Annotated in this window: 16 protein-coding genes and 1 pseudogene; 13 read left to right on the forward strand and 4 right to left on the reverse strand. The window is 40.1% G+C overall.

Annotation, left to right across the window (positions count from 1 at the left end):
* The first annotated feature begins 230 nt into the window (after window positions 1-230).
* The 8 genes from atpA to amrB all read left to right on the forward strand — a co-directional run bounded on the left by atpA (window position 231) and on the right by amrB (window position 9,303).
* Window positions 231-1,745: a F0F1 ATP synthase subunit alpha gene (gene atpA, locus M1381_07420; protein ID MCL4478911.1), complete on the forward strand. Its 1,515-nt coding sequence runs from the start codon at window positions 231-233 to the stop codon at window positions 1,743-1,745.
* Between the two features lie 2 nt (window positions 1,746-1,747).
* A complete protein-coding gene (atpG, locus tag M1381_07425) occupies window positions 1,748-2,626 on the forward strand; it encodes an ATP synthase F1 subunit gamma (protein ID MCL4478912.1) in 879 nt (292 codons plus the stop codon).
* A gap of 23 nt (window positions 2,627-2,649) precedes the next feature.
* Window positions 2,650-4,053, forward strand: coding sequence for a F0F1 ATP synthase subunit beta (gene atpD, locus M1381_07430; protein ID MCL4478913.1), 1,404 nt, complete (start codon window positions 2,650-2,652; stop codon window positions 4,051-4,053).
* Window positions 4,054-4,055: 2 nt separating this feature from the next.
* A complete protein-coding gene (locus tag M1381_07435) occupies window positions 4,056-4,496 on the forward strand; it encodes a F0F1 ATP synthase subunit epsilon (GenBank protein MCL4478914.1) in 441 nt (146 codons plus the stop codon).
* Between the two features lie 98 nt (window positions 4,497-4,594).
* The gene (gene plsY / locus M1381_07440) at window positions 4,595-5,212 is read left to right on the forward strand and encodes a glycerol-3-phosphate 1-O-acyltransferase PlsY (protein MCL4478915.1); all 618 of its coding nucleotides are present in this window, start codon (window positions 4,595-4,597) and stop codon (window positions 5,210-5,212) included.
* Between the two features lie 3 nt (window positions 5,213-5,215).
* Entirely contained in the window at window positions 5,216-6,634 is a 1,419-nt protein-coding gene (locus tag M1381_07445) for an acetyl-CoA carboxylase biotin carboxylase subunit (GenBank protein MCL4478916.1), read from the forward strand.
* Between the two features lie 18 nt (window positions 6,635-6,652).
* On the forward strand, window positions 6,653-8,491 hold the full coding sequence (gene oadA / locus M1381_07450) for a sodium-extruding oxaloacetate decarboxylase subunit alpha (GenBank protein ID MCL4478917.1): 1,839 nt from the start codon (window positions 6,653-6,655) through the stop codon (window positions 8,489-8,491).
* Between the two features lie 8 nt (window positions 8,492-8,499).
* Window positions 8,500-9,303 (forward strand): AmmeMemoRadiSam system protein B, encoded by an 804-nt coding sequence (amrB, locus tag M1381_07455; protein MCL4478918.1) that lies wholly within the window; start codon window positions 8,500-8,502, stop codon window positions 9,301-9,303.
* Window positions 9,304-9,349: 46 nt separating this feature from the next.
* Here amrB and prfA read toward each other — a convergent pair whose 3' ends face one another.
* Genes prfA through rho form a run of 4 tightly spaced genes read right to left on the reverse strand, consistent with a single transcriptional unit; the run spans window position 9,350 to window position 12,662 of the window.
* Window positions 9,350-10,429, reverse strand: coding sequence for a peptide chain release factor 1 (gene prfA / locus M1381_07460; protein MCL4478919.1), 1,080 nt, complete (start codon window positions 10,427-10,429; stop codon window positions 9,350-9,352).
* 2 nt (window positions 10,430-10,431) lie between these two features.
* On the reverse strand, window positions 10,432-11,121 hold the full coding sequence (gene thyX / locus M1381_07465; protein ID MCL4478920.1) for an FAD-dependent thymidylate synthase: 690 nt from the start codon (window positions 11,119-11,121) through the stop codon (window positions 10,432-10,434).
* Window positions 11,122-11,147: 26 nt separating this feature from the next.
* Window positions 11,148-11,375, reverse strand: coding sequence for a 50S ribosomal protein L31 (gene rpmE / locus M1381_07470; protein ID MCL4478921.1), 228 nt, complete (start codon window positions 11,373-11,375; stop codon window positions 11,148-11,150).
* A gap of 21 nt (window positions 11,376-11,396) precedes the next feature.
* Window positions 11,397-12,662, reverse strand: coding sequence for a transcription termination factor Rho (gene rho, locus M1381_07475; protein MCL4478922.1), 1,266 nt, complete (start codon window positions 12,660-12,662; stop codon window positions 11,397-11,399).
* A gap of 299 nt (window positions 12,663-12,961) precedes the next feature.
* Here rho and M1381_07480 point away from each other — a divergent pair, with 299 nt between their 5' ends.
* From M1381_07480 to M1381_07500, 5 genes and pseudogenes are all read left to right on the forward strand, one after another.
* Window positions 12,962-13,186: a hypothetical protein gene (locus tag M1381_07480; GenBank protein ID MCL4478923.1), complete on the forward strand. Its 225-nt coding sequence runs from the start codon at window positions 12,962-12,964 to the stop codon at window positions 13,184-13,186.
* Window positions 13,165-14,622 (forward strand): B12-binding domain-containing radical SAM protein, encoded by a 1,458-nt coding sequence (locus M1381_07485; GenBank protein MCL4478924.1) that lies wholly within the window; start codon window positions 13,165-13,167, stop codon window positions 14,620-14,622. Before M1381_07480 ends, M1381_07485 begins: the two co-directional genes overlap by 22 nt.
* Before the next feature lie 93 nt (window positions 14,623-14,715).
* Complete coding sequence (locus M1381_07490) at window positions 14,716-15,387, forward strand: heavy metal response regulator transcription factor (protein MCL4478925.1); 672 nt, start codon at window positions 14,716-14,718, stop codon at window positions 15,385-15,387.
* A complete protein-coding gene (locus M1381_07495) occupies window positions 15,368-16,816 on the forward strand; it encodes a heavy metal sensor histidine kinase (protein MCL4478926.1) in 1,449 nt (482 codons plus the stop codon). Before M1381_07490 ends, M1381_07495 begins: the two co-directional genes overlap by 20 nt.
* Window positions 16,817-17,145: 329 nt before the next feature.
* Window positions 17,146-17,385: pseudogene (locus tag M1381_07500) on the forward strand (ORF6N domain-containing protein).
* Window positions 17,386-17,543: the final 158 nt, after the last annotated feature.

The raw sequence follows: 17,543 nt of genomic DNA on the forward strand, positions 1-17,543 counted from the left end.
TTCAGCAAAAAAGCCGAAGTAAGTAATGAGAAGTAAAACAAATGCAATAATTAAATTGTCATCCTGCGAAAGCAGCAATCCAGTTCTTTTGTTCCGCTTTTCATGGTTCCCGCTTATACTGGAATGACGGCACCGGAGTTAAGCCAATATGATTAGTCAGGATGTTATAGAAAGTAAGGATTAAATTTTAAGTGAAATAATAAAAAGGGTTTAAGGAGAAAATTATGGCATTGGGAATTAAATACGAAGAGATAACAAGCATTATTAAAGAGCAACTGCAGGGTTATGATTATAAGATAAAAAAGACAGAGATAGGCACTGTTTTAACAGTAGGGGATGGTATTGTCAGGGCAAACGGTCTTGAGAATATTATGGCAGGTGAGCTTGTTGAGTTTGAAGATGGAACAAAGGGCCTTGTTCTTAACCTTGAGGAAGATACTGTTGGTATCGCAGTGATGGGAGAGGTTACAGGTATAAATGAAGGACAAACGGTAAAAAGAACAGGAAGGATCATGGAAGTTTCAGTGGGTGATCAAATGCTCGGAAGGGTTGTTAATGCACTTGGAGAGATTATTGATGGTAGAGGACAAATAGATACCAAAGATACGAGAAAGATTGAAATAAAGGCGCCCGGCATAGTTGAGCGTCAGCCTGTTAAAGAGCCTTTACAAACAGGCATAAAAGCGATCGATTCCATGATACCGATAGGAAGGGGACAGAGAGAATTGATAATAGGAGATAGACAGACGGGGAAAACTGCACTGATACTCGATACGATAATTAATCAAAAAGGCAAAGACATAGTCTGTATTTATGTTGCAATAGGCCAGAAACAGTCAACCGTTGCTCAGGTCGTTGACAGGCTTACACAGCATGGGGCAATGGATTATACCATTGTTGTTGCTGCCACAGCAAGCTCTCCGGCACCGCTCCAATACATAGCTCCTTACACAGGATGTACAATAGGTGAGCATTATAGGGATAACGGAAAACATGCTGTTATCTTTTATGACGACCTTTCAAAGCACGCTGTTGCTTATAGGCAGCTATCACTGCTTTTAAGAAGGCCGCCCGGAAGAGAGGCTTATCCAGGCGATGTGTTCTATTTACATTCGAGGCTTCTTGAGAGGGCTGCAAAACTCAGTAACGAAAAAGGCGGCGGTTCGTTAACGGCTATACCAGTAATAGAAACCCAGGCGGGTGATGTCTCTGCGTACATCCCTACGAATGTTATTTCAATCACAGACGGCCAGATATATCTTGAAAGCGATCTGTTTTATGCGGGTATAAGACCCGCGGTCAATGTGGGACTTTCGGTATCAAGGGTTGGAGGTAATGCACAGGTCAAGGCGATGAAGCAGGTGGCAGGCAGATTAAGGCTTGAACTTGCCCAGTATAGAGAAATGGCAGCATTCGCGCAGTTTGCATCCGATCTCGATAAGGCAACACAAATGCAGCTTAACAGAGGTATGAGACTTACAGAACTTTTAAAACAACCGCAGTATAAACCTGCACCTGTTGAAGAACAGATAATGAGCATTTTTGCCGGTACAAACGGTTATTTGGATGACTATTCTGTTGATGCGATTAATAGATACGAAAAAGAGATGATAGAATTTGTTAAGAGCGAATACCCCGATCTACTTAAAACGATAAAAGAGAAAAAGGTGCTAAGCGATGATACCATAAAATCTATGAGAGCATCGCTTGATTCTTTCAAGCAGAAGTTTAATCCAAAAGGGTAAACATGCCAGCTTTTGAAACACTTAGGAAAAGAATTAAAACGGTATCGAATACGGAGAAGATCACGAAAGCAATGAAGATGATCGCTGCTGTAAAACTTAGGAAACTCCAGCAGCAGGCTGATAATTCACGTGCTTATGCTAACAACATAGAAGAGATTGTAAGAGAAATTACTGCTAAAATCGACACAACCTTACATCCTCTTATGAGAAAGCCGACTGAGATAAACAAGACATTGATTGTACTTATGTCGTCAGACAGAGGGCTTTGCGGCGGTTATAACAGTAATGTAAACAGGCTTGCGCTGCAGGCACTCAAAGAGTCTAAAGATAATAATACGGAACTTGAATTCATAACAATCGGTAAAAACGGCAGAGATATGCTGCGCAGATCCGGCGCAAAAATAAATCTTGATCTCAGCGGATCATCGGGCAACCCTAATTACAGTGAAGTAAGGGACATTTCAAGTGTTTGTATAAATGGTTTTGCGGACGGTGAATATGATGAAGTATCGCTGATCTATAATAGATTTATGTCCGTGCTTTCACAAAAACCGGTAGAAGAGATATTATTACCGCTGAGCAGGATTGTAGTGGAGCAGAGTGAGGCAGAGATTTTGGATCCAAAAATGCTTATTTATGAGCCTTCTCTGCAGGAGATACTTATGAGTCTGCTTCCGAGAATGATCGAAAGCAGGATATATCATGCACTGCTTGAATCAGCGGCAAGTGAGCATGCAGCAAGGATGACAGCAATGGATTCGGCAACAAACAATGCAAAAGACATGATTCAAACCCTTACGCTTGTTATGAATAAAGCCCGCCAGAGTACAATTACAAAAGAGCTTATGGATATCGTTAATGGCGCAGAGGCTATGCGCTAATAGAAGAAAGGAGAGATATATAAATGGATTATGGAAAAATAGTTCAGGTAATGGGCTCGGTTGTTGACGTTGAGTTTGAAGGTAAATTACCAGAGATATATTCAGCATTAAAGACAACCAATAAGGCTATATCCGATAAAGAGTGGAATCTCACACTTGAGGTTGCCCAGCAGATTGGTGAAAACACTGTAAAATGTATAGCAATGGATTCTACGGAAGGGCTTGTAAGAGGTTTATCCGTTATGAATACAGGCGGGGATATCTCAGTGCCGGTAGGGAAAGAGGTGCTCGGAAGGATAATTAACGTGATAGGTGAGCCGGTCGATGAACTCGGTGATATAAAGGCAGCAAAAAAGTATCCCATACACAGGCCTGCACCAACCTTTGAAGAACAATCAACAAGTATAGAAATGTTTGAAACGGGTATAAAGGTTATAGACCTGCTTGAGCCTTACCAGAAAGGCGGAAAGATAGGGTTGTTCGGCGGTGCTGGAGTTGGTAAAACGGTTATTATAATGGAATTGATCCACAATGTTGCAATGCATCATGGCGGATTTTCAGTGTTCGGCGGTGTTGGCGAGAGAACAAGAGAAGGCAATGATCTATGGCTTGAGATGAAGGAATCCGGGGTCATAGGCAAAACAGCGCTTGTTTATGGGCAGATGAACGAGCCGCCGGGTGCAAGGGCAAGGGTAGGGCTGACTGCGTTAACGGTTGCAGAGTACTTCAGAGATGAAGAGCATCAGGATGTTTTGCTGTTCATTGATAATATATTCAGATTTACACAGGCAAACTCGGAGGTTTCTGCGCTGCTTGGTAGAATTCCATCCGCAGTTGGTTATCAGCCAACGCTTGCAACGGATCTCGGAGAGCTTGAAGAAAGGATAACCTCGACAAGGAAAGGGTCCATAACATCTGTTCAGGCAATATATGTGCCTGCGGATGATCTCACAGACCCTGCGCCAGCAACAACATTTGCACATCTCGATGCAACAACAGTGCTTTCAAGGCAGATAGCCGAACTTGGTATATATCCGGCAGTTGATCCTCTTGATTCTACATCAAGGATACTGGATCCGTTGGTTATCGGCCAGGAGCATTATAAGGTTGCAAGAGATGTACAGAAGGTTCTGCAGAGGTATAAAGAACTTCTTGATATTATAGCAATTCTCGGAATGGAAGAGCTTTCTGCCGAAGATAAACTTACAGTATCAAGGGCAAGAAAGATACAAAGATTTTTGTCGCAGCCGTTTTTTGTAGCGGAACAATTCACAGGCACGCCTGGGAAATATGTAAAGCTTGAGGACACAATAAAAGGTTTTAGAGAAATCATAGAAGGCAAGCATGATGCTGTCCCTGAGCAGGCGTTTTATATGGCCGGCACAATAGAAGAGGTTGTTGAGAAGGCAAAGGCGTTAACAGCTTAAATATGTCAATAAGATTAAAAATCATAACACCCGAAAAAACGATTATAGATCAGGATGTGGATGAGGTTGTTGCACCCGGTTATTACGGCGAGTTTGGCATTTTGCCGGGTCATGCGAGATACATAACAATACTTAAAATCGGGGAATTAACGTACAGGAGTGCTGCAGATGAGAAGTGCCTTGCTATAAATTGGGGTTATGCAGATATAAATCAGAAAAAGATGACCGTGCTTGTTGAGACAGCGGAGTTCGAGCATGAGATAGATTATAACCGTGCACTTGATGCAAAACAAAGGGCAGAAGAGGAATTGAAGCACCTTACACCTATTGATGCGCAGTATGTAGCAGCTATCTCTGCACTTGAAAGGGCTGCAATAAGATTACGGGTCTCTAACAGGTATCGCTCAAAGAGCAGTAATAGAACGATTAGTTATAATAAATAATAGTAAGAGATCTTTGATAGTTTCTATTTCTAAAACTTCCGGCGGGAAACTTTGTATCCGTTCTTGACGCATCATAATATAACTGTTATTAAATCATTATGATTTTAGTTTATACAACAATAATAGTTTTATCGTTTTTTATTGGTTCATTTCCAACAGGATATCTTGTAGCAAGAAGCAAGGGCATAGATATAAAATCTGTCGGAAGCGGGAATATCGGTGCTACAAATGTAACTAGAGCGATGGGCAAAGGGTGGGGAGTTTTGGTTTTGCTTGTTGATGCACTTAAAGGCTTACTACCGGTCATATTCGTGAGGATCCATTTCAGCACCTTGTCGGAACAGCATTTATACGCTTTAATGGTCGGTACCGGTATGGCGTCTGTACTGGGGCATGTTTTTACGCCGTTTCTCAAATTCAAAGGTGGTAAGGGTGTTGCAACAACACTCGGTGTGATCCTGGGCATAAATCCATTGGCAGGATTGGTTCTTATTGTCGTATGGTTAACAGCTTTTTTGATTACGCATGTTTCGTCTATAGGTGCTTTATCGTCAGCCATCTCATTGCCGTTCATTGTATTTTTTTTATTCAGAAACAGACAGAACATAATTATTATGATGATATTTGCTGTTTTTATGTCCGTCTTTATTCTTTTTACACACAGAGAAAATATCAAACGGCTTGTACACGGAGAGGAAGAGGCTTTAAAAAAATAGACTATGTTTAACAAGATTCTTATTGCAAACAGAGGTGAGATAGCCACGAGGATTATCAGGGCATGCAAAGAGATGGGTATAAAGAGTGCCGTGATCTACACGGAAGAAGATTCAACAGCACTGTACATTAAAAAAGCGGATGAAGCATATCTCGTAAGTCCCGGTCCCATAGAGGCGTATCTCAACATTCACAGAATTGTTGATCTCGCATTGAAGATCAATGCTGATGCGATACACCCGGGTTACGGCTTTATTTCAGAAAATCCAAAAATGGCGGAGCTGTGTGAAAAAAGAGGTATCGTATTTATTGGCCCATCATCCGAGGCAATCGAACTGATGGGGGATAAGTTAAAAGCAAGAGAGTTTATGAAGAAGCATGATATCTCTATCGTGGATGGCAGTGATGAGCCCATAAAAAGCGCAACTGACGCAGTAAAATGGGGTAAGATCATAGGGTACCCATTGATAATAAAGGCTTCTGGTGGTGGCGGTGGAAGAGGGTTAAGGATTGCTAATACGGAAAAAGAGTTACTCAGGTATTTTAAACTTGCAATGTCGGAGGCGGAAAAGTTTTTTGGTAATTCCGAAATCTTTGTTGAAAGATATATACACAAGTCCCATCACATAGAGTTTCAGATCCTTGCGGATCATCATGAAAATGTTATTCATCTTGGTGAAAGGGATTGTTCAATACAGAGGAGACATCAAAAGGTAATAGAGATCGCTCCATCTTTGATTTTGGGTGAGCAGAAACGAAAAGAGATAGGAAGGGTAGCAATAAAGATCGCAAAGCTTGTTAATTATACGAATGCGGGTACAATTGAATTCCTCGTTGACAGCAATATGAGATACTTTTTTATGGAAATGAATACAAGGCTTCAGGTAGAACATCCTGTTACAGAGGCAATAACAGGCATAGACATAGTTAAGAAACAAATAGAAATAGCAGCCGGTATGGAACTAAACCTGAAGCAGAAAGACGTAAAAATCAATGGTAATGCAATCGAATGCAGGCTCATTGCGGAGGATCCCAAAAATAATTTTTTACCTAATGGCGGAAGGATAACCGCTTATTACTCACCCGGTGGTATTGGGGTAAGGATAGACGGCGCTGTTTATAAGGATTATGTCGTTCCCGATTATTATGATCCTCTTCTAGCAAAGATGACCGTCAGGGGAGAGACATGGGATGAGGTCGTGAACAGAACGCGAAGGGCGCTTGAGGAATTTGTTATAAGAGGTATAAAGACGAATATCCCGTATTTGCTTGCAATTGTTAGCAGTGATGATTTTAAAAAGGGTTACATAGATACAGAGTTCATAAATGAGCATCAGGAATTGCTTGGGTATGAGTATCAAAAAGATCCAATGGATATTGTTATAGCTATTGCATCTGTTATTGCAATGCATGAAGGCATGTAAAAAGGCAGGAGAGTTATAGTGATAAAAAAGGTATACATAACGGATACTACATTAAGGGATGCGCATCAATCGCATATAGCAACACGGCTTAAAATAGACGATATGCTGCCGATATGTGAAAAGATGGACAGTGCGGGCTTCTGGTCAATGGAGGTGTGGGGAGGTGCTACATTCGACAGCGCAATGAGATTCTTACGAGAGGATCCGTGGGAAAGGTTAAAAGCACTCAGAAAAGCTTTGCCGAATACGAAACTTCAAATGTTATTAAGAGGACAGAATCTCGTTGGATACAGACATTATCCTGATGATGTTGTGTGGAAGTTTGTAGAAAAGTCTATAGAAAATGGAATCGATATATTCAGGATTTTTGATGCCTTGAATGATATCAGAAACATGCGCTCATCAATAAAAGCTGTAAAGCAGTTCGGTAAGTTTACGGAAGGCGCATTTAGCTACACAACAAGCCCTGTTCATACGATCCAATATTTTGTCGATTATGCAAAATCGCTTGAAGATATGGGAGTCGATGCCATTTGCATAAAAGACATGGCCGGATTAATAAAGCCTTATGAGGCTTATGAGCTTATAAGCAGACTAAAAGAAACGGTTAAAATACCATTACATTTTCACACGCACGATACTGCCGGTTTTGCGAGTATGTCCATTTTGAAGGCAATAGAGGCTGGAGTGGATATTATTGATACCGCTATATCGCCTTTTGCGGGTGGAACATCTCAGGCGCCGACAGAGTCTATTGTTGCAGCGCTTAAAGACACCGATTACGATACCGGTTTATCTCTTGATCTTCTCGCAGATATCGCCGATTATTTTAGAGAGATAAAAAAGAAATATAAAGCGTATGAAAACGAATATACGGGTATAAATACAAAAATACTTATATGGCAGATACCTGGAGGCATGCTTTCCAATCTTGCTTCACAGCTTAAGGAGCAGGATGCACTTGATAAAATGAACGATGTCCTGGATGAAGTTCCGAAGGTAAGAAAGGATCTCGGTTATCCTCCGCTTGTCACACCAACAAGTCAGATCGTCGGCTCACAGGCAACTTTAAATGTGTTAACAGGGAAAAGGTATCAGGTGATAACAAATGAGATCAAAAATTATTTAAAAGGATTTTACGGCAGGCCGCCGGGTAAGGTAAATGATTCATTAAGAAAGTTAGCAATAGGGGATGAAAAGATTATAGATAGGAGGCCCGCCGACTATCTTGAATTAGAGCTTGGCAAAATAAAAGAAGAAATAAGTTCAAAGACACATTCGGAGGAAGATGTGCTCTCTTATGCATTGTTTCCTGCTGTGGCAATGGAATTTTTTGATCTCAGGGAAAAGGGCGAACTTAAGGTCCTGACACCGAAGTTTGAAGCACCGCAGCCGGAAAAGGATAAAAAGCAAATGGCAAGGCTTGCACCAAGTGAGTTCCATGTCAAAATACACGGAGAGATGTATCATATTAAGATCGCAGGTGCAGGACAGAGAACGGAGAATCCAAGAATGTTTTTTGTTTATGTGGATGGAAAGCTTGAGGAGGTGTTACTTGAACCGATTGTGGAGGTAGTTTCATCACAAGAGGGCGAATTGATCCCAAAGGCAGCTATAACCACTTTAAGGCCAAAGGCAACAGAGGATGGAGATGTGACAACCGCGGTCCCTGGCAAAATATCATCTATAAAAACAAAAAAAGGAGTAAAGGTTTCAGCAGGGGATACTGTGCTTATACTGGAATCCATGAAAATGGAAAGCGAAATCCATACACCGATAGATGGAATCATAGAAGAGATATACGTGAGTGAAGGTGATACCGTAAACCCCGGAGAGGTGTTAATAAGAGTTAGATAGGAGATTTTATGAAGAGAACAGCGGCAGTTGCAGGGGCATTTTATCCTGCCAACGCACCAAGCCTTGAGAAGCTTGTTAAACAGTATACTATTGCGGACAAAGAGTCTGTTAAAGCTATTGGTGTTGTTTCTCCTCATGCAGGATATGTTTATTCGGGCAGCGTGGCGGGAAGAGTTTATGCAAGTATTCGTATTCCTTCGGATGTGATCATTATCGGGCCAAATCACACAGGCTATGGCTCAAGGGCAGGCATCATATCAGAGGGTGTATTTGATATGCCGGGCTTTGGTATGGAGATTGATACGGAACTTGCAAGTTTAATAATGAACAATACCGGTATTGTAACAGAGGATCATGAAGCTCATACGGCAGAACATTCTCTTGAAGTTCAGTTGCCGTTCATTCACTTTAAAAACCCTGAAACGAAAATAGTACCAATATGTGTTATGGGGCGGGGTTTTGATTTTGTAAGGGCTATCGGTGAAGCAATCGCAGCGGCAGTAAAATCATCAAAAAAAGATGTTTTAATCGTTGCGAGCTCCGACATGACACATTACGAACCCGATGCTATTGCAAGAAAAAAGGATAGACTTGCAATTGATAAAGTTTTAAGTCTTGATCCGAAAGGTCTTTTACAGGTAACATCAGAACATGATATAACTATGTGCGGAGTTATACCTGCTGCGATAATGCTTGTCAGTGCAAAACTGCTTGGTGCTAAAGAAGCGAAGCTCGTGGATTATAAGACATCGGGTGATGTAACAAAAGATTTTGAAGAGGTCGTAGGATACGCGGGCATAATCATAGTATAAGCTTTACAAACAGACTTTTAAATCCCTGTCATTATGATTGCTTTTCTCATGCATGATTTTTTTCCATCTGTTTCGTAAGCTCTTGTGCCCTGTAATGAGAAGTAAGCCCATCTATAAAGTTGTCTATATTCCCGGATAAAAATGATTCAAGTGAATAAGAGGTAAGGTTTATTCTATGGTCCGTAACCCTGTTCTGCGGAAAGTTATACGTCCTTATCTTCTCACTTCTATCACCTGAACCTACCTGGCTTTTCCTGTTGTGTGCCCTTTCCGAGGTCTGTTTCTCCATATTCATCTGAAGCAATCGGGATTTTAGGATTTTCAGGGCTTTTGTTTTGTTCTTATATTGTGAACGTTCATCCTGGCACATAACAACAACGCCCGTTGGGATATGTGTTATCCTTATGGCTGTCTCAACTTTATTGACATTCTGCCCGCCGGCTCCACCCGCCCTGTATGTATCTATCTTTAAGTCTTCATTCTTCAGATCAATCTCTACATCTTCAGCCTCGGGTAGAATCGCGACCGTTACAGTTGATGTATGTATCCTTCCAGATGCCTCTGTTTTGGGTACTCTTTGCACTCTGTGAACGCCGCTTTCATACTTTAGTCTGCTATAAACCCTTTCTCCCTCTATAAGTATGATTACCTCTTTGTAGCCTCCGATCCCTGTAGTGTTTTCACTTAGTATCTCTGTATGCCAGTTCTTCATCTCGGCATACCTGAGATACATCCTCAACAACTCCGCGGCAAATAATGCAGACTCCTCGCCGCCTGCACCTGCACGAATCTCAAGTATTACATTTTTTGAATCGAGTGGATCTTTTGGGAGGATAAGCTCTTTAAGCTTGTTTTCGAGCTCTTGTCTTTGTTTGTCCAGTATGGAGAGTTCTTCTTTTGCAAGGGATTTTATGTCTTCCTCGTTCCCTTCTATAAGTTGTTTTGTATATTGTATTGAATTAACGCATTCTTTATATGCACGATATGTACGGGCGATCGGTTCTATCTCGTTCTTTTCTTTTATATACTTTGTGTATTCTTTTTGAATGGAAAAAATTTCAGGACTTGCTAATAATGAGTTAAGCTCATTATAATGAAGCAATAACTGCTCAAGGTTCTCAAACATAGTTACAACCCCCTATAAAACTCTCTTATCTCTTTTAGTTTACCGCAATAAAAATCCCCTTCCGTACAGGGCCCGGTTATGCATGCCGGACCTGCTTTTTTAAATATTACCGGTGCCGTTTTTTTTGATAACTTTAGCATCTCTACAGACAGTTCCCTTATTTCCCATTGGGCCCTCAGACAGCCTCTCAATCTGAAAAAATGTAAGAGCTCGCGTGCATTCATTGTAACAATGATCCTTGTTTTAACAGAACTGGGAAGTATATACCTTGCATCTTCCACCGGTATACCTGAGTTGATCATAGCATGATATAGACTAAAGGCATGTTCAGAAAAACGTGTAAATTTATCCCTGAATTCATCATTCTGTTTAATACTTTCAGGGAGTATAAAATCCGATTGATCCTCAAGTTTTGTGTACCTCTGACTCTGTTGTGAATATGAAGCAAGCCTGTGTCTGATAAGCTGATGCGTCGTTACTCTTGATATGCCTTCTATTCCAAAAGTAAAAGAAGCGTGTTCCAATACAGAATGATGCCCTGATCTCAAGATCCTTGTGATAAACTTCTCTAACTTATCAGGGGTTAATTCTTTTTTTAACTCCTCAATAGAACGTTTCGAGTAGCATAGCCTTGCAGCTATGGCTACGGTTAAATCCGGGTCTGGCGTATAATTTAACAGTATAACCTTCATTAAAAGTCTTTACGACGAACATAGGTCTAATTTTTTACAGTCTTTTTCTTCAGAATAGTTTTATCATATTTTCTATGAAACTTTTCCACCATACCGGCAGAATCTATGAGCTTTTGTTTACCTGTAAAAAACGGGTGACAGTTAGAACAAATGTCTATCAGATAATCACCTTTTGTAGATCGCGTTTCTATCACATTTCCACATGCACATTTTATCGTAGCTTTTACATATTTAGGATGTATCCCTTCCTTCATTTTTCCTCCAAAAATAAATGTCTAATCAAGATCTACTTTGTTCATCGAGTCAAGGAATTCCTTATTCGTTTTCGTCTTAGCCATCTTATCTATTAAGAACTCCATAGCTTCTACAACATTCATAGGTTGTAAAGCTTTTCTAAGTATCCAGACCTTGTTAATTGTATTCTTATCAAGTAATAACTCTTCTTTCCTCGTGCCCGATTTGCTCATATCAATTGCCGGAAAAACCCTTTTATCTGCAAGCCTTCTGTCAAGCACAACCTCCATATTACCCGTTCCTTTAAATTCCTCAAATATAACTTCATCCATACGGCTGCCTGTATCTATAAGGGCTGTAGCAATAATGGTAAGGCTTCCGCCTTCTTCTATATTCCTTGCAGCACCAAAGAACCGCTTTGGTCTTTGTAAGGCATTTGAATCTACACCCCCTGATAAAACCTTACCGCTTGACGGGGTTACAGTGTTGTGAGCACGTGCAAGTCTTGTAATACTGTCAAGCAATATAACAACATCATGCCCGTGTTCTACAAGTCTTTTTGACTTTTCAAGTACCATATCGGCAACCTGAACATGCCTTTGCGCAGGTTCATCAAAGGTTGAGCTTACCACTTCCCCTTTAACATTCCTCTGCATATCTGTAACCTCTTCCGGCCTTTCATCTATCAGCAGAACGATGAGATAAACCGACGGATGGTTCTTGGTTATTGCATTTGCTATATGCTGGAGAAGCATGGTTTTACCGCTTCTTGGCGGTGAGACAATAAGTCCTCTCTGTCCCTTGCCAATTGGTGTGAGCAAATCTATAACCCTTGTTGATAATTCTCCTGTATTGTACTCCATTTTAAATTTTTCTTGCGGATAAAGAGGTGTAAGGTTATCAAACAATATCTTGTTCTTTGCGACCTCCGGGTCCTCATTATCGATGCTTTCAACTTTAACAAGAGCAAAATACTTCTCGCCTTCCTTAGGCTGTCTTATCTGTCCTGTAACCGTATCCCCGGTTCGTATTCCGAACTTTCTTATCTGGGATGGTGATACATATATATCGTCTGGTCCCGGCAGATAATTGTAATCAGGGGATCTTAAGAAGCCAAAGCCGTCGGGCAGTATTTCAAGCACGCCTTCTCCATAAATTACGCCGTTGTTTGCACTCTCTGCTTGCAATATCCCGTATATCAATTCCTGCCTGCGCATACTCACAGCGTTTTCTACGTTTAAGTCCTTTGCTATATTAGCAAGTTCAGCTATAGATTTATTTTTGAGTTCTTTTAGATTTAAAGCCATTCGCCTGTCCTGAGAGGTACTTTTATAGAATAATAAGAACCTCTAATTTATTTGTAGTCTTTCTAATCTATCTTTATAGAAGAATGCAAGTAATTTCTTTATTATAAATTTTTCCTTTACTATTTGTCGCATAATGTACCGATGCTATCTATTACTATTGATGTATATCCCGTATATCTTTTTAAATTATTACATTAAAAAATTATGATGTCAAGTATATGCAGGAGATCCGTCATTTAAAATTCAAATTTGCAGAGCAAAACTCTACTTTCCATTATTGTAATATAAGGGATCGCCCGGTGAAGGAACATGAAGGGATGGGTTTAAAAACAGTTCATGAACGCAATAACAGAAGCGGGGTTATGACACAGCCTATTGGCAGTGGAGTATACACTTTTAAAAAAGGGGATCGTATCACGGGCAGAACTTGCAAGAGATATATCAGGCGGCTGATAAAAAGGTATAAGTTGTTTAAAGAAATACTTTATGCTACTTATGGAGCATGCAAAATGATCACAAAATAGATATCGTATTTATTCAAGACAACAGCATCAATGAATCTATTGCATTGACAAAGCTTGCAGCTGTGTTGAAGAGAGATGGGCACACATACGAGGTATTTATAGAAAGAGAAGAAAAGGATATATTACGTATTCTTTCCGAATCTAATCCGCGTGTTGTAATGATTCCAACATCCGTTGTTAGACCGGAATGGGGATTGTCAACGGCAGAGAAGATAAAAAGCAGAATCCCTGACATTATGATATTACTCAGCGGGACATATCCGACATTTTTCTCCGATGTGATTGAGAATGAATACGTTGATATGATTTTGCTTGGCGAAGCGGATTATGCAGTTCCTGAACTTTTAAAACGATTGAAAGCGGGTGATGACATCACGGGAGTAAACAATATCTGGATAAAGAGGGATCATACTATTCACAAAAATCCTATTGGTCTGCTCACCGATTTGTCAACGATGCCTATGCCGGACAGAGAGATGTATTACAAGTATAAGTTCATAAAGAATTTCCCGTTGAAGCGATTCACCAGCGGACGCGGGTGCACCAACAACTGTTCTTATTGCTTCAATCCTACCTTTAAAACGATGACAAAAGGGCGTGGCGATTTTGTGCGAAAAAAGACAGCCGAAAGGACTGTAGAAGAGATCCTGTATATATATAAGCGATATCCTCTGAAGCATGTTCATTTTTCGGATGATCTTTTTACCTATGATAAAGAATGGGTACTTGAGTTCTGTGAACGGTATTCTTCATCTGTTGGAGTTCCATTTACTTTTAACACAATGATAAACAAGCTTGATGAGGATATTGTTAAAGCTGCTAAGAATGCCGGTTGTTTTGGCATAGCTATCGGTATTGAGAGCGGCAAAGATGATATCAGGGTTAATATACTCAACAAAAGGATCACTAGTCAGGATATTATAGAAACTGCCTCATTGATTAAGAAACACGGGATATTTCTCACAACATTCAATATGATCGGTAATCCCGGTGAAACTCTTGAAGATGTTATTGCAACCATTGAGTTAAACAGGCGAATTAAGTCGGATAACCCGCGTATCTCATTATCGGTACCAATTCATGGCACCAAACTGTACAATTTTGCAATGGAGCATGGATATATAGATTTTAAAGATTTAGAGGCATTGTCTGCGCTCTTTGCAGCACATAAACCGGTATATAAAACGCCGTACACAAGAGAATTTGAAAACCTGTATTATGTATTCCCTCTTATGGTTAAATACAATTTTTTCTCCAACACAATGATGAGATATCGTTCCTCAAAAACACTTACACCATTTCTTAAACTCTTAGGTTTTACAAAGCTCTGGTATGAAAAATCATTCTATAATGTTGGGTTGATAAAGGGTTCCATGTTTTACTTCCACACAGGCGGGCTGAAGAACTGGACTAATCTGTATTCAACGATTATATAAAATTTAACCTCATTGCCGCTACTAAATAAACCGTCCTTAAAATGATTCAACCTTTTTGAATTAAACTGTAGAGCATGCTATACTATTAATAATATGCACATCTTAATTATAGAGGATGAGAAAAAAACTGCAGATTACTTGCGTAAAGGCTTAACGGAGAATGGTTTTGTTGTAGAAACTGCTGAAAACGGTGCGAATGGACTTTATTATGCAGGAATAAGTGACTATGACATGATTATACTTGATGTTGTACTGCCTGATATGAATGGATGGTCTGTGCTGTCTGAGATAAGACGCAACGGAAAGCAAACGCCGGTTCTCTTTTTGACAGCGAGAGACGGGGTACAGGATAGGGTTAAAGGTTTAGAACTTGGAGCCGATGATTATCTAATAAAGCCTTTTGCTTTTTCAGAACTCCTTGCCAGGATCCGCTCAATTTTAAGGAGAGGACCCGGCCGCCTACAAGAGGTCTTGATTATCGCGGATCTTGAGATTGATCTGCTCAAGCATAAGGCACATAGAGCGGACGACCAGCTTGATTTAACATCAAAAGAATTTACGCTCCTTGCTTTTCTTGGACAAAGAAAAGGTGAGGTTATTTCAAGAACACTTATAGCAGAACAGGTATGGGGTATGAACTTTGATAGCGATACCAATGTTGTGGATGTTGCAATAAGAAGGTTAAGAAAAAAAGTTGATGATCCTTATGAAGAGAAGTTGATCCACACCGTTAGAGGGGTTGGATATGTTCTTGAAGAACGCTAAGGGTAAAACTACATTTATGTCATGGTCGATTACCGGCAGGCTTACCGTCCTTTATACAGTTTCTGTATTCCTAATACTCGTTATCGTAAGTATTTTCTTGTACTGGGTGCTTGCCAATAATCTCTTAACAGAGGAAAACGAATTTCTCGGGGCAAAGATTCAAGTTCTCAGGGATATACTTTTAAAAACACCGGATGATCCTGAAATTATAAAAGAAGAAGTTCAATGGGAAACTTCTGCCAATCGGTTCGTAAAATACTATGTAAGGTTCCTTAATAAGAAGGGCAAAACAATGATTGAAACACCCGGTATGGATAAGGTTATAAATCCTTTATTTTTTCCATCACCAATAGCTATTAATGAAACTGTACAAAAAAGCGTAAAATGTAGAGCTATGAATGGAAGCCCGTATCTTTTAGTATCTGCCATGGCAAAGCTTGGTAGTAAGGGTAATAAACAAAGGATCGTACAGATAGCGCTTGATGTGTCGGATGACTATGCGATTCTTGCCATTTACAGGAAGGAACTGCTTATTGCACTTTTTCTTGGAACATTGATCTCTGCAGGTGCAGGGATTGCTATTGCACGCAAAGGTATGAAGCCTATTCAAGAAATCGCAAAAGCAGCACAACGGATAACGGCAACACATCTTCACGAAAGGATCAATCCAGCAAGATGGCCGATGGAATTAACAGTACTTGCATCTGCATTTGATGATATGCTCGTACGGCTTGAAGATTCTTTTGAAAGATTATCCCAATTCTCCGCTGATCTTGCACATGAACTGCGTACCCCTATAAATAATTTAATGGGTGAAACGGAGGTAACATTATCAAAAATAAGAACAGTTGATGACTACAAACAGATACTTGAATCAAGCATGGAAGAATTTTCAAGACTTTCACGTATGATAGATAACTTACTTTTTCTCGCGCGGGCTGAAAATCCGGAAACACAGATTGAACGTACAAACTTTAGCGCAATTAATGAGGTTGATGCTGTAAAAGAATTTTATGATGCACTGGCAGAAGAGCATGGGGTAAATATCGCATGCAATGGGGATGTTATACTAAATGCGGATCAAAATCTGTTTAGACGTGCTATAAGCAATCTGATATCCAATGCGCTTAAATACACAGGGAAAGGCGGAAATGTAACTATAACCGCTCAAAGATCCAATAATCACTATATAGAAATAATTGTTAAAGATACAGGGTGCGGGATTGAAAAAGAACATTTGAGTAAAATCTTTGATCGTTTTTATAGAGTTCAAAATACAAAATCGTTAAACCCCCGAGGGACAGGACTCGGGCTTGCGATTGTTAAATCCATTATGGACATGCATCTGGGTTCGGTAAATATCCAGAGTGAACCCGGCAAAGGCACAACAGTAGTGCTTGTATTCCCTCTGCCTAACCCTGATGGTTAATCCAAAAAATGTATTTTAACAATGGGCAACAAGCAGCTGGATATGTATCATCAGCCCATGAGTCCTCTGCAGACTGGGTAGTGGTAATGTAGTTTATTGCTATCTGTAGGGGCAGGGTTTGCCCAGCCCGCTAAATTGTGCCACTGCAATAATTTGAATTTTATTTTTCAACACTATTCCTTTCTCACAACTCTTGCATTCCGAAGTATGCAAACAATATATTGTTCTTATCGTTATAGTCAATATATTACGAATAATAGTTGACGCTCCTGGCTTCCTTTCATATATAAATAAATTCCATATACTGTCTGACCAGGATAGAAGGTGTCATGGAATCAAAGGCACTCGTCCCGGTCGAAACGATCGAGCAGAAGATCCTGCTCATCCGGGGACAGAAGGTAATGCTGGATAGGGATCTGGCTGTACTCTATGGTGTAGAAACAAAATACCTGAATAGGCAGGTTAAAAGGTATATAGAAAGATTTCCAAAAGAGTTTATGTTTAAGCTGACAAAGTATGAAAAAGATGAACTGGTGACAAATTGGCACCGGTTTGCACTTTTAAAACATTTGTTCGTCTGCAGGAGATTCGCTGGTTAATCATACTATTGTTGTGTGTGCCAATCTTCTGACGGTGCCTGTCAAGTCATGTAAAAATCTAACCGAAATAGGTATCATCTTGTCATCCAGAAATCTAATCATGGGGTTGGGTAATAAGCTCTCCTTTC

Source organism: Deltaproteobacteria bacterium (assembly GCA_023382265.1).
In the GTDB taxonomy this organism is placed as follows: domain Bacteria; phylum JAMCPX01; class JAMCPX01; order JAMCPX01; family JAMCPX01; genus JAMCPX01.

What these genes read in the sequence shown, in the direction of transcription:
- atpG (MCL4478912.1), top strand. Translation starts at nt 1,748, where the DNA reads ATGCCAGCTTTTGAAACACTTAGGAAAAGAATTAAAACGGTATCGAAT.
- atpD (MCL4478913.1), top strand. Translation starts at nt 2,650, where the DNA reads ATGGATTATGGAAAAATAGTTCAGGTAATGGGCTCGGTTGTTGACGTT.
- M1381_07435 (MCL4478914.1), top strand. Translation starts at nt 4,056, where the DNA reads ATGTCAATAAGATTAAAAATCATAACACCCGAAAAAACGATTATAGAT.
- plsY (MCL4478915.1), top strand. Translation starts at nt 4,595, where the DNA reads ATGATTTTAGTTTATACAACAATAATAGTTTTATCGTTTTTTATTGGT.
- M1381_07445 (MCL4478916.1), top strand. Translation starts at nt 5,216, where the DNA reads ATGTTTAACAAGATTCTTATTGCAAACAGAGGTGAGATAGCCACGAGG.
- amrB (MCL4478918.1), top strand. Translation starts at nt 8,500, where the DNA reads ATGAAGAGAACAGCGGCAGTTGCAGGGGCATTTTATCCTGCCAACGCA.
- prfA (MCL4478919.1), bottom strand. Translation starts at nt 10,429, where the DNA reads ATGTTTGAGAACCTTGAGCAGTTATTGCTTCATTATAATGAGCTTAAC.
- thyX (MCL4478920.1), bottom strand. Translation starts at nt 11,121, where the DNA reads ATGAAGGTTATACTGTTAAATTATACGCCAGACCCGGATTTAACCGTA.
- rpmE (MCL4478921.1), bottom strand. Translation starts at nt 11,375, where the DNA reads ATGAAGGAAGGGATACATCCTAAATATGTAAAAGCTACGATAAAATGT.
- rho (MCL4478922.1), bottom strand. Translation starts at nt 12,662, where the DNA reads ATGGCTTTAAATCTAAAAGAACTCAAAAATAAATCTATAGCTGAACTT.
- M1381_07485 (MCL4478924.1), top strand. Translation starts at nt 13,165, where the DNA reads ATGCAAAATGATCACAAAATAGATATCGTATTTATTCAAGACAACAGC.
- M1381_07490 (MCL4478925.1), top strand. Translation starts at nt 14,716, where the DNA reads ATGCACATCTTAATTATAGAGGATGAGAAAAAAACTGCAGATTACTTG.
- M1381_07495 (MCL4478926.1), top strand. Translation starts at nt 15,368, where the DNA reads ATGTTCTTGAAGAACGCTAAGGGTAAAACTACATTTATGTCATGGTCG.